The sequence below is a fragment of the Streptomyces sp. NPDC008121 genome, assembly GCF_042957155.1.
Classification (GTDB): domain Bacteria; phylum Actinomycetota; class Actinomycetes; order Streptomycetales; family Streptomycetaceae; genus Streptomyces.
In genome coordinates this window covers 398,194-419,768 of sequence record NZ_JBIBHT010000003.1, presented here as the reverse complement: position 1 = coordinate 419,768, position 21,575 = coordinate 398,194, and the positions used below count along the sequence as shown (strand labels likewise).

At 69.7% G+C, this 21,575-nt stretch carries 21 protein-coding genes; all 21 read left to right on the top strand.

What is annotated here, in order from left to right; translation table 11 throughout:
- Positions 1–5: 5 nt before the first annotated feature.
- The 21 genes from thrC to ACFZBD_RS11850 all read left to right on the top strand — a co-directional run bounded on the left by thrC (position 6) and on the right by ACFZBD_RS11850 (position 21,516).
- On the top strand, positions 6–1,076 hold the full coding sequence (gene thrC, locus ACFZBD_RS11950; RefSeq protein WP_391139220.1) for a threonine synthase: 1,071 nt from the start codon (positions 6–8) through the stop codon (positions 1,074–1,076).
- Positions 1,077–1,391: 315 nt separating this feature from the next.
- Positions 1,392–2,309 (top strand): homoserine kinase, encoded by a 918-nt coding sequence (gene thrB, locus ACFZBD_RS11945; RefSeq protein ID WP_391139219.1) that lies wholly within the window; start codon positions 1,392–1,394, stop codon positions 2,307–2,309.
- Positions 2,310–2,728: 419 nt separating this feature from the next.
- Complete coding sequence (rho, locus tag ACFZBD_RS11940) at positions 2,729–4,816, top strand: transcription termination factor Rho (protein ID WP_391139218.1); 2,088 nt, start codon at positions 2,729–2,731, stop codon at positions 4,814–4,816.
- Positions 4,817–5,080: 264 nt separating this feature from the next.
- Complete coding sequence (locus ACFZBD_RS11935; RefSeq protein ID WP_391139217.1) at positions 5,081–6,202, top strand: LCP family protein; 1,122 nt, start codon at positions 5,081–5,083, stop codon at positions 6,200–6,202.
- Between the two features lie 166 nt (positions 6,203–6,368).
- Positions 6,369–6,587 (top strand): 50S ribosomal protein L31, encoded by a 219-nt coding sequence (gene rpmE / locus ACFZBD_RS11930; RefSeq protein WP_137993330.1) that lies wholly within the window; start codon positions 6,369–6,371, stop codon positions 6,585–6,587.
- A 106-nt stretch (positions 6,588–6,693) separates the two neighbouring features.
- The gene (prfA, locus tag ACFZBD_RS11925; RefSeq protein WP_391139216.1) at positions 6,694–7,770 is read left to right on the top strand and encodes a peptide chain release factor 1; all 1,077 of its coding nucleotides are present in this window, start codon (positions 6,694–6,696) and stop codon (positions 7,768–7,770) included.
- 50 nt (positions 7,771–7,820) lie between these two features.
- Positions 7,821–8,666 carry a peptide chain release factor N(5)-glutamine methyltransferase gene (gene prmC, locus ACFZBD_RS11920; protein ID WP_391139215.1) on the top strand — a complete coding sequence of 282 codons (846 nt, stop codon included), beginning with the start codon at positions 7,821–7,823 and terminating at the stop codon, positions 8,664–8,666.
- A 73-nt stretch (positions 8,667–8,739) separates the two neighbouring features.
- Positions 8,740–9,387, top strand: coding sequence for an L-threonylcarbamoyladenylate synthase (locus ACFZBD_RS11915; RefSeq protein WP_391139214.1), 648 nt, complete (start codon positions 8,740–8,742; stop codon positions 9,385–9,387).
- Positions 9,384–10,028, top strand: coding sequence for a protein-tyrosine-phosphatase (locus ACFZBD_RS11910; RefSeq protein ID WP_391139213.1), 645 nt, complete (start codon positions 9,384–9,386; stop codon positions 10,026–10,028). The genes ACFZBD_RS11915 and ACFZBD_RS11910 overlap by 4 nt, the downstream gene beginning before the upstream one ends.
- Positions 10,029–10,149: 121 nt before the next feature.
- Positions 10,150–11,397 (top strand): serine hydroxymethyltransferase, encoded by a 1,248-nt coding sequence (gene glyA, locus ACFZBD_RS11905; protein WP_391139212.1) that lies wholly within the window; start codon positions 10,150–10,152, stop codon positions 11,395–11,397.
- A 107-nt stretch (positions 11,398–11,504) separates the two neighbouring features.
- A complete protein-coding gene (locus ACFZBD_RS11900) occupies positions 11,505–12,863 on the top strand; it encodes an MraY family glycosyltransferase (protein ID WP_391139211.1) in 1,359 nt (452 codons plus the stop codon).
- 263 nt (positions 12,864–13,126) lie between these two features.
- Positions 13,127–13,564, top strand: a complete 438-nt coding sequence (locus tag ACFZBD_RS11895; protein ID WP_391139210.1) for a hypothetical protein — start codon at positions 13,127–13,129, stop codon at positions 13,562–13,564.
- 228 nt (positions 13,565–13,792) lie between these two features.
- Complete coding sequence (gene atpB / locus ACFZBD_RS11890; protein WP_355107930.1) at positions 13,793–14,602, top strand: F0F1 ATP synthase subunit A; 810 nt, start codon at positions 13,793–13,795, stop codon at positions 14,600–14,602.
- A gap of 91 nt (positions 14,603–14,693) precedes the next feature.
- Positions 14,694–14,951, top strand: a complete 258-nt coding sequence (atpE, locus tag ACFZBD_RS11885; RefSeq protein ID WP_158990502.1) for an ATP synthase F0 subunit C — start codon at positions 14,694–14,696, stop codon at positions 14,949–14,951.
- A 41-nt stretch (positions 14,952–14,992) separates the two neighbouring features.
- The gene (locus ACFZBD_RS11880; protein WP_355107928.1) at positions 14,993–15,535 is read left to right on the top strand and encodes a F0F1 ATP synthase subunit B; all 543 of its coding nucleotides are present in this window, start codon (positions 14,993–14,995) and stop codon (positions 15,533–15,535) included.
- Positions 15,532–16,347, top strand: coding sequence for a F0F1 ATP synthase subunit delta (locus tag ACFZBD_RS11875; RefSeq protein ID WP_391139209.1), 816 nt, complete (start codon positions 15,532–15,534; stop codon positions 16,345–16,347). The genes ACFZBD_RS11880 and ACFZBD_RS11875 overlap by 4 nt, the downstream gene beginning before the upstream one ends.
- Positions 16,348–16,479: 132 nt before the next feature.
- Complete coding sequence (gene atpA / locus ACFZBD_RS11870) at positions 16,480–18,078, top strand: F0F1 ATP synthase subunit alpha (RefSeq protein ID WP_391139208.1); 1,599 nt, start codon at positions 16,480–16,482, stop codon at positions 18,076–18,078.
- Between the two features lie 20 nt (positions 18,079–18,098).
- Positions 18,099–19,016 carry a F0F1 ATP synthase subunit gamma gene (locus ACFZBD_RS11865; RefSeq protein WP_391139207.1) on the top strand — a complete coding sequence of 306 codons (918 nt, stop codon included), beginning with the start codon at positions 18,099–18,101 and terminating at the stop codon, positions 19,014–19,016.
- Positions 19,016–20,458 (top strand): F0F1 ATP synthase subunit beta, encoded by a 1,443-nt coding sequence (atpD, locus tag ACFZBD_RS11860; RefSeq protein ID WP_391139206.1) that lies wholly within the window; start codon positions 19,016–19,018, stop codon positions 20,456–20,458. Before ACFZBD_RS11865 ends, atpD begins: the two co-directional genes overlap by 1 nt.
- A gap of 109 nt (positions 20,459–20,567) precedes the next feature.
- On the top strand, positions 20,568–20,942 hold the full coding sequence (locus ACFZBD_RS11855; RefSeq protein WP_391139205.1) for a F0F1 ATP synthase subunit epsilon: 375 nt from the start codon (positions 20,568–20,570) through the stop codon (positions 20,940–20,942).
- Positions 20,943–21,069: 127 nt separating this feature from the next.
- A complete protein-coding gene (locus ACFZBD_RS11850; protein ID WP_391139204.1) occupies positions 21,070–21,516 on the top strand; it encodes a DUF2550 family protein in 447 nt (148 codons plus the stop codon).
- The last annotated feature ends 59 nt before the right edge of the window (positions 21,517–21,575 follow it).

The following is a 21,575-nucleotide window of genomic DNA, read 5'->3' as shown; positions in this document are numbered from 1 at the left end:
GACCCATGACCAGCAAGGGCACCCACCAGTGGCGCGGCATCATCGAGGAGTACCGGGACCGCCTTCCGGTCACGGACACGACGCCGGTCGTCACGCTCCGTGAGGGCGGCACGCCGCTCGTCCCCGCCCAGGTCCTCTCCGAGCGCACGGGCTGCGAGGTGCACCTCAAGGTCGAGGGCGCCAACCCCACCGGCTCCTTCAAGGACCGCGGCATGACCATGGCCATCACCCGGGCCAAGGAGGAGGGCGCGCAGGCCGTCATCTGCGCCTCCACCGGCAACACCTCCGCCTCGGCGGCGGCCTACGCCGTACGCGCCGGCATGGTGTCGGCCGTCCTCGTGCCGCAGGGCAAGATCGCGCTCGGCAAGATGGGCCAGGCCCTCGTGCACGGCGCGAAGATCCTCCAGGTCGACGGCAACTTCGACGACTGCCTCACCCTGGCCCGCTCCCTCTCCGAGAACTACCCGGTGGCGCTGGTCAATTCGGTCAACCCGGTACGTATCGAGGGCCAGAAGACCGCCGCCTTCGAGATCGTCGACATGCTCGGCGACGCCCCCGACATCCACGTCCTGCCCGTCGGGAACGCCGGCAACATCACGGCGTACTGGAAGGGGTACACCGAGTACGCCGCCGACGCGCTCTCCACGCACCGCCCGCGCATGTGGGGCTTCCAGGCCTCCGGCTCGGCGCCGCTGGTGCGCGGCGAGGTCGTCAAGGACCCGTCGACCATCGCCACCGCTATCCGCATCGGCAACCCGGCCTCCTGGGACTACGCGATCGCGGCCCGGGACGAGTCCGGCGGCTTCATCGACGAGGTGACGGACCGTGAGATCCTGCGCGCGTACCGCCTGTTGGCCTCGCAGGAGGGCGTCTTCGTGGAGCCCGCCTCCGCCGCCTCCGTCGCCGGCCTGCTGAAGGCCGCCGAGCAGGGCAAGGTCGACCCCGGCCAGCGGATCGTCTGCACCGTCACCGGCAACGGCCTGAAGGACCCCGACTGGGCGGTCGCCGGAGCGCCCCAGCCCGTCACCGTCCCGGTCGACGCGGCCGCCGCCGCCGAGCGCCTCGGCCTGGCGTAACTCCCCTCGCGGCCCGGCCCTCCGTGACACCCGGAGGGCCGGACCCGCTCAGGAACGTACATCGGCGCACAGGAAGGCTCGCGACACGCATCGTGCGCCTCCTGTGCGCCCTATGTCGCCACAGAACCTTCCTTCGATAGGCTGTACCGAACCCGCCCCGTTGCATATGCGCGGTGTCGTTGCCGTTGTCGCCTCCGCGGCAGAAACGGCCCCCGGGTCTCGCGTACTTCTCTTGAAAACCCGCGTCACCATCCCCGCCGCCACATCCCGCAGTGCAGACCCCCGCAGTCGCAAGTCAAGGAGAGTCATCGAGCGATGGCCGGTCCCGCGTTCCGCGCCGCCGCCGTACGGGTGCGCGTTCCCGCCACCAGCGCCAACCTCGGCCCGGGCTTCGACGCCTTCGGGCTGTCGCTGGGCCTGTACGACGACGTCGTCGTCCGAGTCGCCGACTCCGGGCTGCACATCGACATCGCCGGTGAGGGCGCCGACACGCTCCCGCGCGACGAGAACCACCTGCTCGTACGCTCCCTGCGCACCGCTTTCGACCTGCTCGGCGGCCAGCCGCGCGGCATCGAGGTCGTCTGCGCCAACCGCATCCCGCACGGCCGCGGCCTCGGCTCCTCCTCCGCCGCCATCTGCGCCGGCATCGTCGCCGCCCGGGCCGTGACCATAGGCGGGGACGCCCGGCTCGACGAGGCCGCCCTCCTCGAACTGGCCACCGAGATCGAGGGACATCCCGACAACGTCGCCGCCTGTCTCATCGGCGGATTCACGCTCGCCTGGACCGAGTCCGGCGCCGCGCGGGCGATCCGGATGGATCCCGCCGATTCCATCGTTCCGGTGGTTTTCGTCCCCGGGAAGCCCGTGCTCACCGAGACCGCCCGCGGCCTGCTGCCGCGCACCGTCCCGCACGTCGACGCCGCGGCCAACGCCGGGCGCGCCGCCCTCCTGGTGGAGGCGCTCACCCGCCGCCCCGAGCTGCTGCTCGCGGCCACCGAGGACCGGCTGCACCAGGAGTACCGGGCCCCCGCGATGCCCGAGAGCATCGCGCTCGTGAACCGGCTGCGGGGGGACGGCGTCCCCGCGGTCATCTCCGGCGCGGGCCCTACGGTCCTCGCGCTGGCCGAACACGGGACGGCCGACAAGGTCGCCCGACTGGCGGGCGAGGGATGGGCCGCGAACCGGCTCGACCTCGATGTGTCCGGAGCGAGCGTGCTGCCGCTCGCGCCCTGAGACCGGACGGTCCGAGGGCCTGAGCGCGCCGTACGCGCCCGGAACACGGGATTGCCGGTGAGGGAGAGGGGGAATGTTTGTTGGAGCCGGTAGTGTTAACCTCAAGTCTGCACCCGACGTCTTTGTGGCGCGGTGCTGAGTGTCCCCATCAGGGACCACCCATTCTTCCGGGAGCCTCCCCAACTGCCTGAGCAGCCTGCCTGAGCAGTTTCGAGCACGCTCCGGAACCGGCACGACACCCCTCGCTCTTCCCCGTGAGGGCCGAGCAGGGGGCCTCGGGCCGGACCCACAGCACGTTTCTCTCCGCCGTACCCGGCGGGACCACCGCCCCGGCCCGGTCCACAAGCAGGACCGTCGTCGGACAGCACAACCGGTCGCCGAGCCAGATGGCCGACGTCCGCTCCAGGGAAGGACCCTTCGTGAGCGACACCACCGATCTGATGGGCGTGACTGCCGACAACAGTGTCGACACCGCCGCGCCCGCCGCAGGTGCTGCCACTGGCACCACCGCACGGCGCCGCCGCTCCGGCACCGGCCTCGAGGGCATGGTCCTGGCCGAGCTGCAGCAGGTCGCGTCCGGCCTCGGCATCAGGGGCACCGCGCGCATGCGCAAGAGCCAGCTGATCGAGGTCATCAAGGAGGCGCAGGCCGGGGGCTCCGGCGGAGCGGGAGCCGCCGCTCCCGCCAAGGCCGCCGACACGGCCGAGACCAAGCCCAAGCGCCGCGCCACCTCCAAGGCCCGTACCGGCGACACCGCCGCCGAGGCCGCGCCGAAGGCCGACAAGGCCGAGAAGGCCGTGGCCCAGCAGCAGATCGACATCCCGGGCCAGCCCGTCGGGGGCCCCTCCCAGGCCGCAGGCTCCGGGGGAGACGACCAGCCCGCCGGCGAGCGCCGCCGCCGCCGCGCCACCGCCCCGGCCGGCAGCCCGGAGGCCGAGGCCAAGGGCGACACCGCCCAGGCCGTGAAGACCGAGGCCAAGGTCGAGACCCGTACGGACACCCGTACGGAGCCCCGCCCCGAGACCTCCTCCGACGGCAAGGCCGACGGCTCCCTCGACACGGCCGAGGGCCGTGGCCGCCGGGACCGCGGCGAGCGTGGCGACCGCCGGGACCGCGGTGACCGTGGTGACCGTCAGCGCGACCGCCGCGACCGTAGCGGCAAGGGCGACGACCAGCAGGGCGGTGGCCAGGGCGGCCAGCGCCAGCAGCGCCAGGGCGGCCAGCCGCAGAACACCGGCCCCCAGGACGACTTCGACGACGAGGGCGGCCGTCGCGGCCGTCGCGGCCGCTACCGCGACCGCCGTGGCCGCCGTGGCCGCGACGAGTTCGCCGCCGGTGAGCCGCAGGTCTCCGACGACGACGTCCTGATCCCCGTCGCGGGCATCCTCGACATCCTCGACAACTACGCGTTCATCCGGACCTCCGGCTACCTCCCCGGCCCGAACGACGTGTACGTCTCCCTCGCCCAGGTCCGCAAGAACGGCCTGCGCAAGGGTGACCACGTCACCGGTGCCGTGCGTCAGCCGAAGGAGGGGGAGCGCCGCGAGAAGTTCAACGCGCTGGTCCGCCTCGACTCCTCCAACGGCATGGCCGCCGACTCCGGCCGCGGCCGCCCGGAGTTCAACAAGCTGACCCCGCTCTACCCGCAGGACCGGCTCCGCCTGGAGACCGACCCGGGTGTGCTGACCACGCGGATCATCGACCTCGTGTCGCCGATCGGCAAGGGCCAGCGAGGCCTGATCGTGGCCCCGCCGAAGACCGGCAAGACCATGATCATGCAGGCGGTCGCCAACGCGATCACCCACAACAACCCCGAGTGCCACCTGATGGTCGTCCTGGTCGACGAGCGTCCGGAAGAGGTCACCGACATGCAGCGGTCGGTCAAGGGCGAGGTCATCTCCTCGACCTTCGACCGCCCGGCCGAGGACCACACCACCGTCGCCGAGCTGGCCATCGAGCGCGCCAAGCGTCTCGTGGAGCTGGGCCACGACGTGGTCGTCCTGCTCGACTCGATCACCCGCCTGGGCCGCGCGTACAACCTCGCCGCCCCGGCCTCCGGCCGCATCCTGTCCGGTGGTGTCGACTCGACCGCGCTCTACCCGCCGAAGCGCTTCTTCGGTGCGGCGCGGAACATCGAGGACGGCGGCTCGCTGACCATCCTGGCCACCGCGCTCGTCGACACCGGCTCGCGCATGGACGAGGTGATCTTCGAGGAGTTCAAGGGCACCGGCAACATGGAGCTCAAGCTCGACCGGAAGCTCGCCGACAAGCGCATCTTCCCGGCCGTCGACGTCGACGCCTCGGGTACGCGCAAGGAAGAGATCCTGCTCGGCGCCGACGAGCTCGCGGTCACCTGGAAGCTGCGTCGCGTGCTGCACGCGCTCGACCAGCAGCAGGCGATCGAGCTGCTGCTCGACAAGATGAAGCAGACCAAGTCGAACGGCGAGTTCCTGCTCCAGATCCAGAAGACGACCCCCGGCGCCGGCAATGGCAACGGCAACGACTAGTCGCCTCTGAGGCAGTCGCCCCGAGGTCCCGCGCACCGAGCCGACAGGCTCCCGGACGCGAGACCTCGGTCACACGGCGGCAGCGCGGCCCCCGGGCTCGCGGTGCCGCCGTGACCTGCGTAAAGACCACTGTGCCCACCGTGCCTCGTACGGTGGGCACAGTGCGTCGCGGGGCCTCGCCCGGCTTGCCCACACAGGGAGCCGTGCAACCCTTTCGGGTGTTTCGCCGTCACACAAGGTGAACCGAGGACCTGAGGAAAGCAGATGACCGAGCAGAACAAGGGCGGCCGAATACGCCCCCTCCGCCCGGGTGGCGTGGTGGGGCCCCCGAGCGGCCGCCGCCGCAAGCAGCCTCCCAAGGGCCGCCGCGCGCTGACCGTCGCCGCCTGGAGCGCGGCCGCGCTCGTCGTCGTCGGCGGCTCCGGGCTCGGCTACGTCTACGTCAAGCTCAACGGCAACCTCGAGGGCGTCGACATCAACGCCCAGCTCGGCACGGACCGCCCCAAGAACCTCGACAACGGCTCGATGGACATCCTCGTCCTCGGCTCCGACTCCCGCTCCGGCGACAACGGCGCCTACGGCAAGGACGAGGGCGGCGCCCGCTCCGACACCGCGATGGTCGTCCACGTCTACGAAGGCCACAAGAAGGCCAGCGTCGTCTCCATACCGCGCGACACCCTCGTCGAGCGCCCGAGCTGCTCCGACGCCGACGGCACCACCGTCGCCCCCGAGACCCGGGCCATGTTCAACACCGCGTACGAGGTCGGCGGCCCGGCCTGCGCCGTGAAGACCGTCGAGTCGATGTCCGGCATCCGCATGGACCACTACGTCGAGGTCGACTTCACCGGCTTCAAGAAGCTGATCGACAAGCTCGGCGGGGTGGAGATCACCACCACCGAGCCCATCGAGGACGCCAAGAGCCACCTCGACCTCGCCCCGGGCACCCACACCCTCGACGGCGAGCAGTCCCTCGGCCTGGTCCGCACCCGCAAGAGCGTCGGCGACGGCAGCGACCTCGGCCGCATCCAGCTCCAGCAGGCCTTCATGAAGGCCTTCATCGAGCAGGTGAAGGACGTCGGCGTCTTCACCGACCCGAAGAAGCTCCTGGGCATCGCCGACACCGCCACCAAGGCGATCACCCCGGACTCCGAGCTCGACTCCGTCAACGAGCTGATGAGCTTCGCCAAGGGGCTCTCCGGCCTCGGCGCGGACGACGTGCACATGATCACGATGCCGGTGGAGTACGACCCCGCCGACCCCAACCGGGTCATCCCGCTGGAGGCCCAGGGGCAGCAGGTCTGGAAGGCCCTGAAGGCGGACCGCCCGATCCCCGCCTCGGCGACCGAGAACGCGGCCACCGGCAAGGCCGACGGCATCGTGCGCTGACCCTCCCGGGAGCCGGTAGCGGCCGTCCGCCCCGGCCCGGAATAGTTTCACCACGGACCCGGTTTTGGGAGATACGGCCGGTCCTGGCAGACTGGTACGTCGGTCCCGGTTCACGCAGGTGCAATCCGCACGGCGACCCGGAGCCCTCCCGAAACTAGGAGACACCTTGAAGCGCGAGATCCACCCCGAGTACGTCGAGACCCAGGTCAGCTGCACCTGCGGCGCGTCGTTCACCACCCGTAGCACCCTCACCGACGGCACCATCCGTGCCGAGGTCTGCTCCGAGTGCCACCCGTTCTACACGGGCAAGCAGAAGATCCTCGACACCGGCGGCCGCGTCGCCCGCTTCGAGGCCCGCTTCGGCAAGGCTGCGGCCAAGAAGTAGCACGTCACTGCGCCGGTCCTTGGTCGCTCCCGCAGGGGGGACCGGACCGGCGCTTTGCCGTCCCCGCAGTCCTTCACGCCTTCACGAGTCAAAATCAGGAGCACCGATGTTCGAAGCGGTCGAGGAACTGGTCGGCGAACACGCCGATCTCGAGAAGAGGCTCGCCGACCCTTCGGTCCACTCCGACCAGGCGAACGCGCGCAAGCTCAACAAGCGTTACGCGGAGCTGACCCCGATCATCGGCACGTACAAGGCGTGGAAGAGCACGGCGGACGACATCGAGACGGCGAAGGAATTCGCCGCCGACGACCCCGACTTCGCCGCCGAGGTCAAGGAGCTGGAGAAGCAGCGCGAGCAGCTGACCGACAAGCTGCGGCTGCTGCTCGTCCCGCGCGACCCCAGCGACGACAAGGACGTCATCCTCGAGATCAAGGCCGGCGCCGGCGGCGACGAGTCCGCGCTCTTCGCCGGTGACCTGCTCCGGATGTACCTGCGCTACGCCGAGCGCGTCGGCTGGAAGACCGAGATCATCGACTCCACCGAGTCCGAGCTCGGCGGCTACAAGGACGTCCAGGTCGCCGTGAAGACCAAGGGCGGCAACGGCGCCACCGAGCCCGGCCAGGGCGTCTGGGCGCGCCTGAAGTACGAGGGCGGGGTGCACCGCGTCCAGCGCGTGCCCGCCACGGAGTCCCAGGGCCGCATCCACACCTCCGCCGCCGGTGTCCTCGTGACCCCCGAGGCCGAGGAGATCGACGTCGAGATCCACGCCAACGACCTGCGCATCGACGTCTACCGCTCGTCGGGGCCCGGCGGCCAGTCCGTCAACACCACCGACTCCGCCGTACGCATCACGCACCTGCCGACCGGCATCGTCGCCTCCTGCCAGAACGAGAAGAGCCAGCTCCAGAACAAGGAGCAGGCCATGCGCATCCTCCGGTCCCGGCTGCTCGCCGCAGCCCAGGAGAAGGCCGAGGCCGAAGCCGCCGACGCCCGCCGCAGCCAGGTCCGCACCGTCGACCGGTCCGAGAAGATCCGGACGTACAACTTCCCGGAAAACCGGATCTCGGACCACCGCGTCGGCTTCAAGGCGTACAACTTGGACCAGGTCCTCGACGGTGACCTGGACGCGATGATCCAGGCCTGCGTCGACGCCGACTCCGCCGCGAAGCTCGCGGCGGCGTAACACCGCGTAGGACGTTGTCAGCCCCACCCCCCGCACCACGGAGGACCAGCGTGAACCTGCTGCTTGCCGAGGTGGCCCAGGCCACCCAGCGGCTGGCCGACGCCGGCGTTCCCTCACCGCGTTTCGACGCGGAGGAGCTCGCCGCGTTCGTGCACGGCGTCAAGCGGGGGGAGCTGCACAACGTCAAGGACACCGACTTCGACGCCCGCTACTGGGAGACGATCGCCCGCCGCGAGGCGCGCGAACCGCTCCAGCACATCACCGGGCGGGCCTTCTTCCGCTACCTGGAACTCCAGGTCGGACCGGGCGTGTTCGTGCCCCGCCCCGAGACCGAGTCGGTCGTCGGCTGGGCCATAGACGCCGTACGGGCGATGGACGTGGTCGAACCCCTGATCGTGGACCTGTGCACCGGCTCGGGCGCCATCGCGCTCGCCATGGCGCAGGAGGTGCCGCGCTCGCGCGTGCACGCCGTGGAGCTCTCCGACGACGCGCTGGTGTGGACCCGCAAGAACGCCGAGGGCTCCCGGGTCACCGTCCACCAGGGCGACGCGCTCAGCGCGCTCCCGGACCTCGACGGCCAGGTCGACCTGGTCATCTCCAACCCGCCGTACATCCCGCTCACCGAGTGGGAGTACGTCGCGCCGGAGGCGCGCGACCACGACCCCGAGATGGCTCTGTTCTCCGGCGAGGACGGTCTCGACACCATCCGGGGGATCGAGCGCACCGCGCACCGGCTGCTGCGGCCCGGCGGCCTGGTGGTGATCGAGCACGCGGACACCCAGGGCGGACAGGTCCCGTGGATCTTCAACGAGGAGGCCGGCTGGGCGGACGCCGCCGACCACCCCGACCTGAACAACCGGCCGCGCTTCGCGACCGCCCGCAAGGCGATGCCATGACGTCCCCGCACGGGACGAGGACGGCCGCCGTCCCGGCGGACCGAGTGACCAGAAAGAGGGAGGCAGGCGAGTAATGGCTCGGCGATACGACTGCAACGAGGCGACCGACCGAGTCACCGGGCTGCGCGAGGCCGCGTCCGCCGTCCGCCGCGGCGAGCTGGTCGTGCTGCCCACCGACACCGTCTACGGCATCGGTGCGGACGCCTTCAGCTCGGAGGCCGTCGCGGACCTGCTCGCGGCCAAGGGCCGTGGCCGGAACATGCCCACGCCGGTGCTCATCGGCTCCCCGAACACCCTGCACGGCCTCGTCACGGACTTCTCCGAGCAGGCCTGGGAGCTTGTCGACGCGTTCTGGCCGGGCGCCCTGACCCTGGTCGCACGGCACCAGCCGTCGCTCCAGTGGGACCTGGGGGACACCCGGGGCACCGTCGCGATCCGCATGCCGCTGCACCCGGTCGCCATCGAGCTGCTGACCGAGGTCGGCCCGATGGCGGTGTCCTCGGCGAACCTGACGGGACACCCCTCGCCGGAGGACTGCGACGCGGCCCAGGAGATGCTCGGCGACTCCGTCTCCGTCTACCTCGACGGCGGCCCCACCCCGGGCATCGTGCCGTCCTCGATCGTCGACGTGACGGGCAGGGTGCCGCTGCTGCTGCGCGAGGGCGCGCTGTCCCCGGAGGAGCTCCGGAAGGTCGTACCCGACCTCGAGGTGGCCAATTGACCGCCCCTGAGGGGCGTGGCATAGCGGGGCACGAGAGCACTTCCTTCCGCATTCTCCACGTCAGCACCGGCAACGTCTGCCGCTCGCCGATCACCGAGCGGCTGACTCGCCATGCCCTGTGCGACCGCCTGGGCGACCCCCGGGGCGGCGGCCTGATCGTGGAGAGCGCGGGCACCTGGGGCCACGAGGGGGCCCCGATGGAGGCCAACGCGGAGCTGGTCCTCGCCGACTTCGGCGCGGACGCCACCGGCTTCGTCGGCCGTGAGCTCCTCGACGAGCACGTCATCCGCGCGGACCTGGTCCTGACGGCGACCCGGGACCACCGGGCGCAGGTCATCTCGATGGGTCACTCGGCGGGGCTGCGCACCTTCACCCTGAAGGAGTTCACCCGCCTGGTACGGGCCATAGACCCGGCCACGCTGCCGGACCCGCTCGACGACGGCATGGTGGAACGTGCGCGTGCGCTGGTGCGCGCGGCGGCGGCTCTACGCGGGTGGCTGCTGGCCCCCACCGTCGAGGCGGACGAGGTCAACGACCCGTACGGCGCCCCGATCACCTTCTTCCGCTCGATCGGCGACGAGATCAACACGGCCCTGGACCCCGTGGTCACCGCCCTGACCGGCGTCCCGGCCCGCCGCTGACCGGGACGCCGGCACCCGGCGCTTGGGCCGTCCGGCCCAGAGCGCCGGGGGACACCGGGCGGACCCGGCCGGACGCGCCTACATTGGAGCTGAAGCCCAGCCCACGCGCCTGGAGCCACAGATGCCGGTCACCGCTCCCCCCGATGAGGATCTCGACGTCCTGCGCCGGCAGGACCCGGAGATCGCCGATGTGCTGCTCGGGGAGGGTCGCCGGCAGGCCGAGGGGCTCCAGCTCGTCGCCGCCGAGAACTTCACCTCGCCCGCCGTCCTCGCCGCGCTCGGCTCCCCGCTCGCCAACAAGTACGCCGAGGGCTATCCCGGCGCCCGCCACCACGGCGGCTGCGAGTTCGCCGACGCCGCCGAGCGGATCGCCGTCGAGCGGGCCAAGGCCCTCTTCGGCGCCGAACACGCCAACGTCCAGGCGCACTCCGGCTCCTCCGCCGTCCTCGCCGCCTACGCCGCCCTGCTGCGCCCCGGTGACACCGTCCTCGCCATGGGCCTGGCCCACGGCGGGCACCTCACCCACGGCTCGCCGGCCAACTTCTCCGGGCGCTGGTTCGAGTTCGTCCCGTACGGAGTCGACGCCGAGACCGGCCTCGTCGACTACGAACAGGTCGCCGCCCTCGCCCGCCACCACCGCCCCAAGGCGATCGTCTGCGGCTCCATCTCGTACCCCCGCCACCTCGACTACGCGATCTTCCGCGCCATCGCCGACGAGGTCGGCGCCTACCTCATCGTGGACGCCGCCCACCCCATGGGCCTGGTCGCCGGGGGAGCGGCCCCCAACCCCGTCCCGTACGCCGACCTCGTCTGCGCCACCACCCACAAGGTGCTGCGCGGACCGCGTGGCGGGATGATCCTGTGCGGCGCGGAGCTCGCCGGACGCGTCGACCGGGCCGTCTTCCCCTTCACCCAGGGCGGCGCCCAGATGCACACCATCGCCGCCAAGGCCGTCGCCTTCGGCGAGGCGGCGGCGCCCGCCTTCGCCGCGTACGCCCACCGGGTCGTCGCCCACGCCCGCGTCCTCGCCGACGCCCTCGCCGCGGAGGGCTTCGCGATCACCACCGGCGGCACCGACACCCACCTGATCACCGCCGACCCCGCCCCCCTCGGTGTCGACGGTCCCACCGCCCGCACCCGGCTCGCCGCGGCCGGCGCGGTCCTTGACACCTGCGCCCTGCCGTACGGCGACGGCCGGGGCATCCGCCTCGGCACCGCCGCCGTGACCACGCAGGGGATGGGCGACGCGGAGATGAACCGGATCGCCCGGCTGTTCACCGCCGCACTGCGCGACGACCCCGAGGAGACGGCCCGGGTACGGGCGGAAGTCCGGGACCTTGCCGGGCGATTTCCCCCGTATGGACGGTGAAGAAGAGCGGACCGCAACCATCCTCCGGCCCCCGATGTCCTCAACCACATGGACAGCACGGCTAGGGTGTGGGGCTGAGATGGCCAGCGATTCCTGTGGGGCAGCCCGTGCGTGATTACCTGCTGACGCTCTGTGTCACGGCCGCGGTGACCTATCTGCTGACCGGTCCGGTGCGGAAGTTCGCCATCGCGACCGGGGCGATGCCGGAGATCCGTGCCCGCGACGTACACCGAGAACCGACTCCGCGGCTCGGTGGCATCGCCATGTTCTTCGGGCTGTGCGCGGGTCTGCTCGTCGCGGACCACCTGCAGAACCTGAACAGCGTCTTCGAGCTCTCCAACGAGCCGCGCGCGCTGCTCTCCGGTGCCGCCCTGATCTGGCTGATCGGCGTCCTCGACGACAAGTTCGAGCTGGACGCGCTGATCAAGCTGGGCGCGCAGATGATCTCCGCGGGCGTGATGGTGATCCAGGGTCTGACGATCCTGTGGCTGCCGATCCCCGGTGTCGGCACCGTCGCGCTCACCCGCGGACAGGGCACCCTCCTCACGGTCGCCCTCGTGGTGCTCACCATCAACGCCGTGAACTTCGTGGACGGCCTGGACGGGCTCGCCGCCGGCATGGTCTGCATCGCCGCCGCGGCCTTCTTCCTCTACGCGTACCGGCTCTGGTACGGCTACACCATCGAGGCGGCCGCCCCCGCGACGCTCTTCGCCGCCATCCTCATGGGCATGTGCCTGGGCTTCCTGCCGCACAACATGCATCCGGCGCGGATCTTCATGGGCGACTCCGGCTCGATGCTGATCGGCCTGATCCTGGCCGCCTCGGCGATCTCCATCACCGGTCAGGTCGACCCGGACGTGCTGCGGCTCTTCGAGGGCTCGACCCGCGAGGCCACCCACGCAGCCCTGCCGGTCTTCATCCCGCTGGTGCTGCCGCTGACCATCATCGCGATCCCGATGGCCGACCTCTTCCTGGCGATCGTGCGCCGCACCTGGAACGGGCAGTCGCCGTTCGCTGCCGACCGCGGGCACCTGCACCACCGGCTCCTGGAGGTCGGGCACTCGCACAGCAGGGCCGTCCTGATCATGTACTTCTGGTCGGCGCTGATCGCCTTCGGGACGCTGGCGTACTCGGTGCACTCGACATCGATGTGGATCGTCCTGACGGTCGTCCTGCTGAGCGCGATCGGACTGGTCCTGCTGCTGCTCCCGCGCTTCACCCCGCGCGCTCCGCGTTGGGCGGAGTCGTTCGTTCCGCCCCGCTACCGGCGCCGTCCGGTGCCGCGCATGGAGGCCGTGCCTCCGGTCCACGCCCACGCGGACGACGCCGCTTCCGCGGAGGCGGCGGGGGAGCCGTCGGGGGACCCGTCCGAACGCCTGCCGGTCCCCGCGGGAGTCAACGGCGCCACCGCCATCGGTCACCGCTCGCGCTTCACCGACCGACGGAAGGCCGGAACGCCGAGTTGACGAACGTCGCATCGGCGGTCAATACCAGACAAGTCACCCTCGCGCGCTGCACACACGCGCGCGTTAGCTCTCATGTGTGACAGTCCGCACACCTCATGAGTAAAGACCTATTCAAATAGTTTGTGATACCGTTCACGAGACCCGGCGACAGTGCCGAAGGACCGTAGTGCGACGGTCCCTTGGCCCCGAGACTCACCTCGGACCGGGCCTACGCTCGTCCCTGACGACACCATCGCCCCCACCAGCAACGCGGAGACACCGCCATGCCGTCGAACGACGCACGCATCCTTCTGTCAGCTGCCATTCCCGCTGCTGCCACCGGCGCCATCGCCGCGGTCATCAGCGGTGTGGTCGCCGGCGGCGAAGGAGTGCTCGGCGCCGTTCTCGGCTGTGCGGTCGTCATCGGTTTCATGGGCATCGGGCTGGTGGTGCTCCAACGGACCGCCAAGTCACTGCCGCACCTGTTCCAGGCCATGGGGCTGCTGCTCTACACGGCGCAGTTGCTGCTTCTCTTCATCTTGATGGCCCTGCTCAAGAACACCACGTGGTTCAACTTCAAGGCCTTCGCCTTCACCCTGCTCGCGGCGACCATCGTGTGGATCGCCGCACAGGCCCGCGCCTACATGAAGGCCAAGATCATGTACGTCGAGCCCGACTCCTCGAAGGGTGACAAGCCCGGGAGCACGGGGTCGTCGACGTGAGGGGTAGGGCCGGGATAAAGGCTCCATCGGCTTCCTGCTATCGTCCGGTGCCAACTGCGGCACTGCGGGCGCGGGCATCCGAGCCGACGCCTGTCCCAGCGCGAGGCATGATGCCGAACCGCCGCCCCCTTATCCGTAAGACCACCAGTCCAGTGCCGACCCGCGGCTGCGTGCCGCGCCGACACAACGAGGTTGCCGTACCTATGCGCCACGCTGAAGGAGCCCGCGGTGAGTGCTGACCAGACGCTTGCCTTCGACCCGGATTGCCACATCTTCAGTGGATGCGGCTTCCCGGCGCCGGGCCTGCACACGTTCATGTACGAGCCCGTCGCGACGGTGGGGGGCATCGACATCACCAAGCCGATGCTGCTCGCCCTCCTCGGCTCCATCGTGGTCGTCGGGTTCTTCTGGGCCGCCTTCAACAAGCCCAAGCTGATCCCCGGCAAGATGCAGATGGTCGGCGAGGCCGGTTACGACTTCGTCCGCCGCGGCATCGTCTACGAGATCATCGGCAAGAAGGACGGCGAGAAGTACGTCCCCTTCATGGTGTCGCTGTTCTTCTTCGTCTGGATCATGAACCTCTGGTCGATCATTCCGCTCGCCCAGTTCCCGGTCACCTCGCTGATCGCCTTCCCGGCCGGTCTCGCGCTGATCGTGTACGTCATGTGGATCTCGCTGACCTTCAAGAAGCACGGCTTCGTCGGCGGGTGGAAGAACATCGTCGGTTACGACAAGTCGCTCGGCGCGATCCTTCCCATGGTCGTCGTCCTCGAGTTCTTCTCGAACCTGATCATCCGGCCCTTCACGCACGCGGTCCGACTGTTCGCGAACATGTTCGCCGGTCACCTGCTGATCGTGATGTTCTCGCTGGCCACCTGGTACCTCATGAACGGCCTCGGCTTCGTCTACGCCGGCGCCTCGTTCGTGATGGTGCTCGTGATGACCGCCTTCGAGCTCTTCATCCAGGCCGTCCAGGCGTACGTCTTCGTCCTCCTGGCCTGCAGCTACGTCCAGGGCGCGCTCGCCGAGCACCACTGAGCCGACCAGACCAGCCGCTCCACCCCCAAAAACCATCAGTCGTCCGGTGGCCAACCCCCACCGGGTCATTGAAAGAGAAGGAAGTAACGGCATGTCCGCTGCTCTCGACATGGTCAACCTCGCCGCCAGCGCGAAGGAGAACGTCGTCGGCAACGTCGCGTCGATCGGCTACGGCCTCGCCGCGATCGGCCCCGGCGTCGGCGTCGGCATCATCTTCGGTAACGGCACGCAGGCCCTCGCCCGCCAGCCCGAGGCCGCCGGTCTGATCCGCACCAACCAGATCATGGGCTTCGCCTTCTGTGAGGCGCTCGCCCTCATCGGCATCGTCATGGGCTTCGTCTACCAGTAAGCCGGACCGACAGCCCAGATCTTTTTACGGAAGGCACTGATGTGAACGCTCTGCTTCTTGCGGCGGAGGAGCCCCAGCCTCCTCTGATCCCGCATCTCGACGAGCTCGTCATCGGCCTGATCGCCTTCGTCATCGTCTTCGGCTTCCTCGCCAAGAAGCTCCTCCCGAACATCAACAAGGTTCTGGAGCAGCGTCGCGAGGCCATCGAGGGTGGCATCGAGAAGGCCGAGTCGGCCCAGATCGAGGCCCAGAGCGTGCTGGAGCAGTACAAGGCCCAGCTCGCCGAGGCCCGCCATGAGGCCGCGCGTCTTCGCCAGGAGGCGACGGAGCAGGGCACCGCGATCATCCAGGAGATGAAGGCGGAAGGCCAGCGCCAGCGCGAGGAGATCATCGCGGCCGGCCACACCCAGATCGAGGCCGACCGGAAGGCCGCGGCGACCTCGCTGCGCCAGGACGTGGGCAAGCTCGCCACCGACCTGGCCGGCAAGCTGGTCGGCGAGTCCCTCGAGGACCACGCCCGCCAGAGCCGCACGATCGACCGCTTCCTCGATGAGCTCGAGGAGAAGGCCGAGGCCGTCCGATGAACGGAGCGAGCCGTGAGGCGCTGGCCGCCGCACGCGAGTCCCTCGACGCGCTGACCGACAACACCTCGGTCGACACGGCGAAGCTCGCCGGTGAGCTGGCGGCTGTCACCGCGCTGCTCGACCGCGAGGTGTCGCTGCGTCGGGTCCTGACCGACCCGGCGCAGGGTGGCGAGGCCAAGGCCGAGCTCGCCCGGCGACTGCTCGGCGGTCAGGTGGGCGGCGAGACCGTCGACCTGGTGTCCGGCATGGTGCGTTCCCGCTGGTCGCAGTCGCGTGACCTGGTCGACGCGGTCGAGGAGCTGGCGAACATCGCCGACCTCACCACGGCGCAGCAGGCCGGCGCGCTGGACGACGTCGAGGACGAGCTGTTCCGGTTCGGCCGGATCGTCACCTCCAGCACCGAGCTGCGCTCGGCGCTGACCGACAAGGCCGCCACGGCGACCGCCAAGGGCGAGCTGCTCCGCAGCCTGCTCGGCGGCAAGGCCAACCCGGTCACCGAGCGCCTGGTCGTCCGTCTCGTGACCCAGCCCCGTGGACGTAGCCTGGAAGCGGGACTCGAGTCCCTCTCCAAGCTCGCCGCGGCGCGCCGGGACCGGATGGTCGCCGTCGTCACCTCGGCGGTGCCGATGACCGACCAGCAGAAGCAGCGCCTCGGTGCCGTACTGGCGAAGCTCTACGGCCGTCAGATGCACCTGAACCTGGACGTGGACCCTTCGGTCCTCGGCGGGATCACGGTGCAGGTGGGTGACGAGGTCATCAACGGGACCATCGCGGAGCGCCTCGACGAGGCGACCCGGCGACTGGCCGGCTGAGTCTGCCACCAACACAACAAAGCATCACCAGCGGCCCGGTTGGGCCGTGCAGAGATTGCAGAAGATTCCTGGGGGTCGGCCCCCAGACCCCTTAAGAAACTTCGGGCCCAACAAGGAGAGCAGGGAACCCAGATGGCGGAGCTCACGATCCGGCCGGAGGAGATCCGGGACGCGCTGGAGAACTTTGTCCAGTCGTACCAGCCGGACGCGGCCTCGCGCGAGGAGGTCGGAACGGTCAGCCTGGCCGGCGACGGCATTGCCAAGGTCGAGGGTCTGCCCTCGGCCATGGCGAACGAGCTGCTGAAGTTCGAGGACGGCACCCTCGGTCTCGCCCTCAACCTCGAGGAGCGCGAGATCGGTGCGATCGTCCTCGGCGAGTTCAGCGGCATCGAGGAGGGACAGCCGGTGCAGCGCACCGGTGAGGTCCTCTCCGTCGGTGTCGGCGAGGGATACCTGGGTCGCGTCGTCGACCCGCTCGGCAACCCGATCGACGGCCTCGGCGAGATCGCGACCGAGGGCCGCCGCGCCCTCGAGCTGCAGGCCCCGGGCGTCATGGCCCGTAAGTCGGTCCACGAGCCGATGGAGACCGGCTACAAGGCCGTCGACGCCATGACCCCGGTCGGCCGCGGCCAGCGTCAGCTGATCATCGGCGACCGTCAGACCGGCAAGACCGCGCTGTGCGTCGACACGATCATCAACCAGCGTGACAACTGGCGCTCCGGCGACGTGAACAAGCAGGTCCGCTGCATCTACGTCGCCGTCGGCCAGAAGGGCTCCACCATCGCGTCCGTGCGCGGCGCGCTGGAGGAGGCCGGTGCGCTCGAGTACACGACGATCGTCGCCGCCCCGGCGTCCGACCCGGCCGGCTTCAAGTACCTGGCGCCGTACACCGGTTCCGCCATCGGCCAGCACTGGATGTACCAGGGCAAGCACGTCCTGATCGTCTTCGACGACCTGTCGAAGCAGGCCGACGCCTACCGCGCCGTGTCGCTGCTGCTGCGCCGCCCGCCGGGCCGTGAGGCCTACCCGGGTGACGTCTTCTACCTGCACTCGCGTCTGCTCGAGCGCTGCGCGAAGCTCTCGGACGAGCTGGGTGCGGGTTCGATGACCGGTCTGCCGATCGTCGAGACGAAGGCCAACGACGTCTCGGCGTTCATCCCGACCAACGTCATCTCCATCACCGACGGCCAGTGCTTCCTGGAGTCCGACCTGTTCAACGCCGGCCAGCGCCCGGCCCTGAACGTCGGTATCTCGGTCTCCCGTGTCGGTGGCTCCGCCCAGCACAAGGCGATGAAGCAGATCTCCGGTCGCCTCCGTGTGGACCTGGCCCAGTTCCGTGAGCTGGAGGCGTTCGCCGCCTTCGGTTCCGACCTGGACGCCGCGTCGAAGGCGCAGCTGGAGCGTGGTCAGCGCATGGTCGAGCTGCTCAAGCAGGCTCAGTACCAGCCGATGCCCACCGAGAACCAGGTCGTCTCCGTCTGGGCCGGCACCACCGGCAAGATGGACGACGTCCCGGTCGCCGACATCCGCCGCTTCGAGGCCGAGATGCTGGCGTACCTGCGCCAGAGCCACTCCGGTCTCATGAGCTCCATTCGTGAGGGCGGCAAGATGTCGGACGACACCCTGCAGGCCGTCGCCGACGCCATCGCGGAGTTCAAGAAGCAGTTCGAGACCTCTGACGGGAAGCTGCTGGGCGACGACGCTTCCGCTGCCGTCAACGTCTCGAAGTGACGACGGAAGGGACCTGACTCATGGGAGCGCAGCTCCGGGTCTACAAGCGTCGCATCAAATCCGTCACCGCGACGAAGAAGATCACCAAGGCGATGGAGATGATCGCCGCCTCGCGTGTCGTCAAGGCGCAGCGCAAGGTGCAGGCGTCGACCCCGTACGCGACCGAGCTGACCCGCGCGGTCACCGCGGTGGCCACGGGTGCGAACGACAAGCACTCGCTGACCACCGAGGTGGAGAACCCGACCCGTGCCGCGGTCCTGCTCCTCTCGAGCGACCGCGGTCTGGCCGGCGCGTTCAACTCCAACGCCATCAAGGCGGCGGAAGCGCTGACGAGGAAGCTGGAGGGCGAGGGCCGCGAGGTCGACATCTATGTCGTCGGTCGCCGTGGCATCGCGCACTACAACTTCCGTGAGCGCAAGCTGTCCGACTCGTGGACCGGATTCACGGACCAGCCCGAGTACGCGGATGCCAAGAAGATCGCGGCTCCGCTGATCGAGGCGATCGAGAAGGACACCGCCGAGGGCGGCGTGGACGAGCTCCACATCGTCTACACCGAGTTCGTCTCGATGATGACGCAGACGGCGGTCGAGGCCCGGCTGCTGCCCCTCAGCCTCGACGAGGTGGCGAAGGAGGCGGGCGAGTCGGACACGCTCCGCCCGCTGTACGACTTCGAGCCGTCGGCGGAGGACGTCCTCGACGCCCTTCTGCCGCGCTACGTCGAGAGCCGGATCTACAACGCGCTGCTCCAGTCGGCTGCCTCCAAGCACGCCGCCACGCGCCGCGCGATGAAGTCGGCGACCGACAACGCGGGAGACTTGATCAACAACCTCTCCCGACTTGCCAACGCGGCCCGCCAGGCCGAAATCACCCAGGAAATCAGCGAGATCGTCGGCGGCTCGGCAGCCCTGGCCGACGCGACCGCGGGGAGTGACAAGTAATGACGACCACTGTTGAGACGGCCGCCGCCACGGGCCGCGTCGCCCGGGTCATCGGCCCGGTCGTCGACGTGGAGTTCCCCGTCGACGCGATGCCGGAGATCTACAACGCGCTGCACGTCGAGGTTCCGGACCCGGCCGAGGAGGGCGCGACCAAGACGCTGACCCTCGAGGTCGCCCAGCACCTCGGTGACGGCGTCGTGCGCACCATCTCCATGCAGCCCACCGACGGTCTGGTCCGCCAGGCCCCGGTGACCGACACGGGCACGGGCATCACCGTCCCCGTCGGTGACGTCACCAAGGGTCGCGTGTTCAACACGCTGGGCCAGGTGCTCAACGCCGACGAGTCCACCGTGGCCGACGCGCCGCGCTGGACGATCCACCGCAAGGCCCCGGCCTTCGACCAGCTCGAGTCCAAGACCGAGATGTTCGAGACCGGCCTGAAGGTCGTCGACCTTCTCACCCCGTACGTCAAGGGTGGAAAGATCGGTCTGTTCGGTGGTGCCGGTGTCGGCAAGACCGTTCTGATCCAGGAAATGATCGTCCGTGTGGCCAAGCTGCACGACGGTGTCTCCGTCTTCGCCGGTGTCGGCGAGCGCACCCGTGAGGGCAACGACCTCATGGTCGAGATGGAGGAGGCCGGCGTTCTCGACAAGACCGCGCTGGTCTTCGGCCAGATGGACGAGCCCCCGGGCACCCGTCTGCGCGTCGCCCTGGCCGGTCTGACCATGGCGGAGTACTTCCGCGATGTGCAGAAGCAGGACGTGCTGTTCTTCATCGACAACATCTTCCGCTTCACGCAGGCGGGCTCCGAGGTGTCGACCCTGCTCGGCCGTATGCCCTCCGCGGTGGGTTACCAGCCGAACCTGGCCGACGAGATGGGTCTCCTCCAGGAGCGCATCACCTCGACCCGTGGTCACTCGATCACCTCGATGCAGGCGATCTACGTCCCCGCGGACGACCTGACCGACCCGGCTCCGGCCACCACCTTCGCCCACCTCGACGCGACGACGGTTCTCTCCCGTCCGATCTCCGAGAAGGGCATCTACCCGGCCGTGGACCCGCTGGACTCCACGTCCCGGATCCTGGACCCGCGCTACATCGCGCAGGAGCACTACGACGCCGCCACGCGCGTCAAGGGGATCCTGCAGAAGTACAAGGACCTCCAGGACATCATCGCGATTCTCGGTATCGACGAGCTGAGCGAGGAGGACAAGCTCGTTGTCCACCGCGCCCGCCGTGTCGAGCGTTTCCTGTCCCAGAACACCCACGCGGCGAAGCAGTTCACCGGCGTGGACGGTTCGGACGTTCCGCTCGACGAGTCGATCGCCGCGTTCAACGCGATCTGCGACGGTGAGTACGACCACTTCCCCGAGCAGGCGTTCTTCATGTGCGGTGGCCTCGAGGACCTCAAGGCCAACGCCAAGGAGCTCGGCGTCTCCTGAGCCCCGTGCTCTGTGAGGGGGGCGGGTGTGCCCGCCCCCCTCGTCACGCCCCCTAGAATTGACCCCAACACCCGGCACGACCGCCGGGTGGTGACCCGAGGAGCCACCCTTGGCTGCTGAGCTGCACGTCGAGCTGGTCGCCGCGGACCGGAGTGTCTGGTCCGGCGAGGCCACCTTGGTCATCGCGCGTACCACCTCCGGCGACATCGGCGTCATGCCCGGCCACCAGCCGCTGCTCGGTGTGCTGGAGTCGGGCCCGGTGACCATCCGCACGAGCGAGGGCAACACTGTCGTCGCCGCCGTGCACGGTGGATTCATCTCGTTCGCCGACGACAAGCTGTCTCTGCTCGCGGAGATCGCCGAGCTGGCGGACGAGATCGACGCCCAGCGCGCCGAGCGCGCGCTGGAGCGCGCCAAGTCGGATTCGGACGCCGCCGCCGAGCGTCGCGCCGATGTCCGGCTGCGCGCGGTAGCGGTCCACTGACGGACCGCCGCCGAGAGTTGTGCCCTCAGCCGCGGCACGGCTGGAATTCTCCAGACCGTGTCGCGGCTGAGGCGATGCAGATACTGGTTGTATTCGGTTACGGGACGCAGCGAGGAGGTCGGTGAAGATGTTCCTCGCTCTGCTCCTGGGCGGCCTGGTCGTCGCACTGGTGGTGATCGGGCTCTTCGTCTTCGGTCTGCGGCGCAGACTGATCCAGCGGGCCGGCGGCACCTTCGACTGTTCGCTGCGCTGGGACGTCCCCGAGGAACCCGACCCGTCCGGCAAGGGCTGGGTGTACGGCGTCGCCCGCTACAGCGGCGACCAGGTCGCCTGGTTCCGTGTCTTCTCGTACGCCCCCCGCCCGCGCAGGGTCCTGGAGCGCTCGGCCATCGAGGTCCTGGAGCGCCGGATGCCCGAGGGCGAGGAGGAGCTGGCGCTGCTCTCCGACGCGGTGATCCAGGGCTGTATGCACCGGGGGACCCGCCTGGAGCTGGCGATGAGCGAGGACGCGCTGACCGGCTTCCTCGCCTGGCTGGAGGCGGCGCCTCCGGGCCAGAGGGTGAATGTGGCCTGATCGGCCCCCGCTGGATGGGGGTCCCCCCGGACGAAGTCTGGGGGAGGGTCAATGTGGCC

What these genes read in the sequence shown, in the direction of transcription:
- thrC (WP_391139220.1), top strand. Translation starts at nt 6, where the DNA reads ATGACCAGCAAGGGCACCCACCAGTGGCGCGGCATCATCGAGGAGTAC.
- thrB (WP_391139219.1), top strand. Translation starts at nt 1,392, where the DNA reads ATGGCCGGTCCCGCGTTCCGCGCCGCCGCCGTACGGGTGCGCGTTCCC.
- ACFZBD_RS11935 (WP_391139217.1), top strand. Translation starts at nt 5,081, where the DNA reads ATGACCGAGCAGAACAAGGGCGGCCGAATACGCCCCCTCCGCCCGGGT.
- prfA (WP_391139216.1), top strand. Translation starts at nt 6,694, where the DNA reads ATGTTCGAAGCGGTCGAGGAACTGGTCGGCGAACACGCCGATCTCGAG.
- ACFZBD_RS11915 (WP_391139214.1), top strand. Translation starts at nt 8,740, where the DNA reads ATGGCTCGGCGATACGACTGCAACGAGGCGACCGACCGAGTCACCGGG.
- glyA (WP_391139212.1), top strand. Translation starts at nt 10,150, where the DNA reads ATGCCGGTCACCGCTCCCCCCGATGAGGATCTCGACGTCCTGCGCCGG.
- ACFZBD_RS11895 (WP_391139210.1), top strand. Translation starts at nt 13,127, where the DNA reads ATGCCGTCGAACGACGCACGCATCCTTCTGTCAGCTGCCATTCCCGCT.
- atpE (WP_158990502.1), top strand. Translation starts at nt 14,694, where the DNA reads ATGTCCGCTGCTCTCGACATGGTCAACCTCGCCGCCAGCGCGAAGGAG.
- ACFZBD_RS11875 (WP_391139209.1), top strand. Translation starts at nt 15,532, where the DNA reads ATGAACGGAGCGAGCCGTGAGGCGCTGGCCGCCGCACGCGAGTCCCTC.
- atpA (WP_391139208.1), top strand. Translation starts at nt 16,480, where the DNA reads ATGGCGGAGCTCACGATCCGGCCGGAGGAGATCCGGGACGCGCTGGAG.
- ACFZBD_RS11865 (WP_391139207.1), top strand. Translation starts at nt 18,099, where the DNA reads ATGGGAGCGCAGCTCCGGGTCTACAAGCGTCGCATCAAATCCGTCACC.
- atpD (WP_391139206.1), top strand. Translation starts at nt 19,016, where the DNA reads ATGACGACCACTGTTGAGACGGCCGCCGCCACGGGCCGCGTCGCCCGG.
- ACFZBD_RS11850 (WP_391139204.1), top strand. Translation starts at nt 21,070, where the DNA reads ATGTTCCTCGCTCTGCTCCTGGGCGGCCTGGTCGTCGCACTGGTGGTG.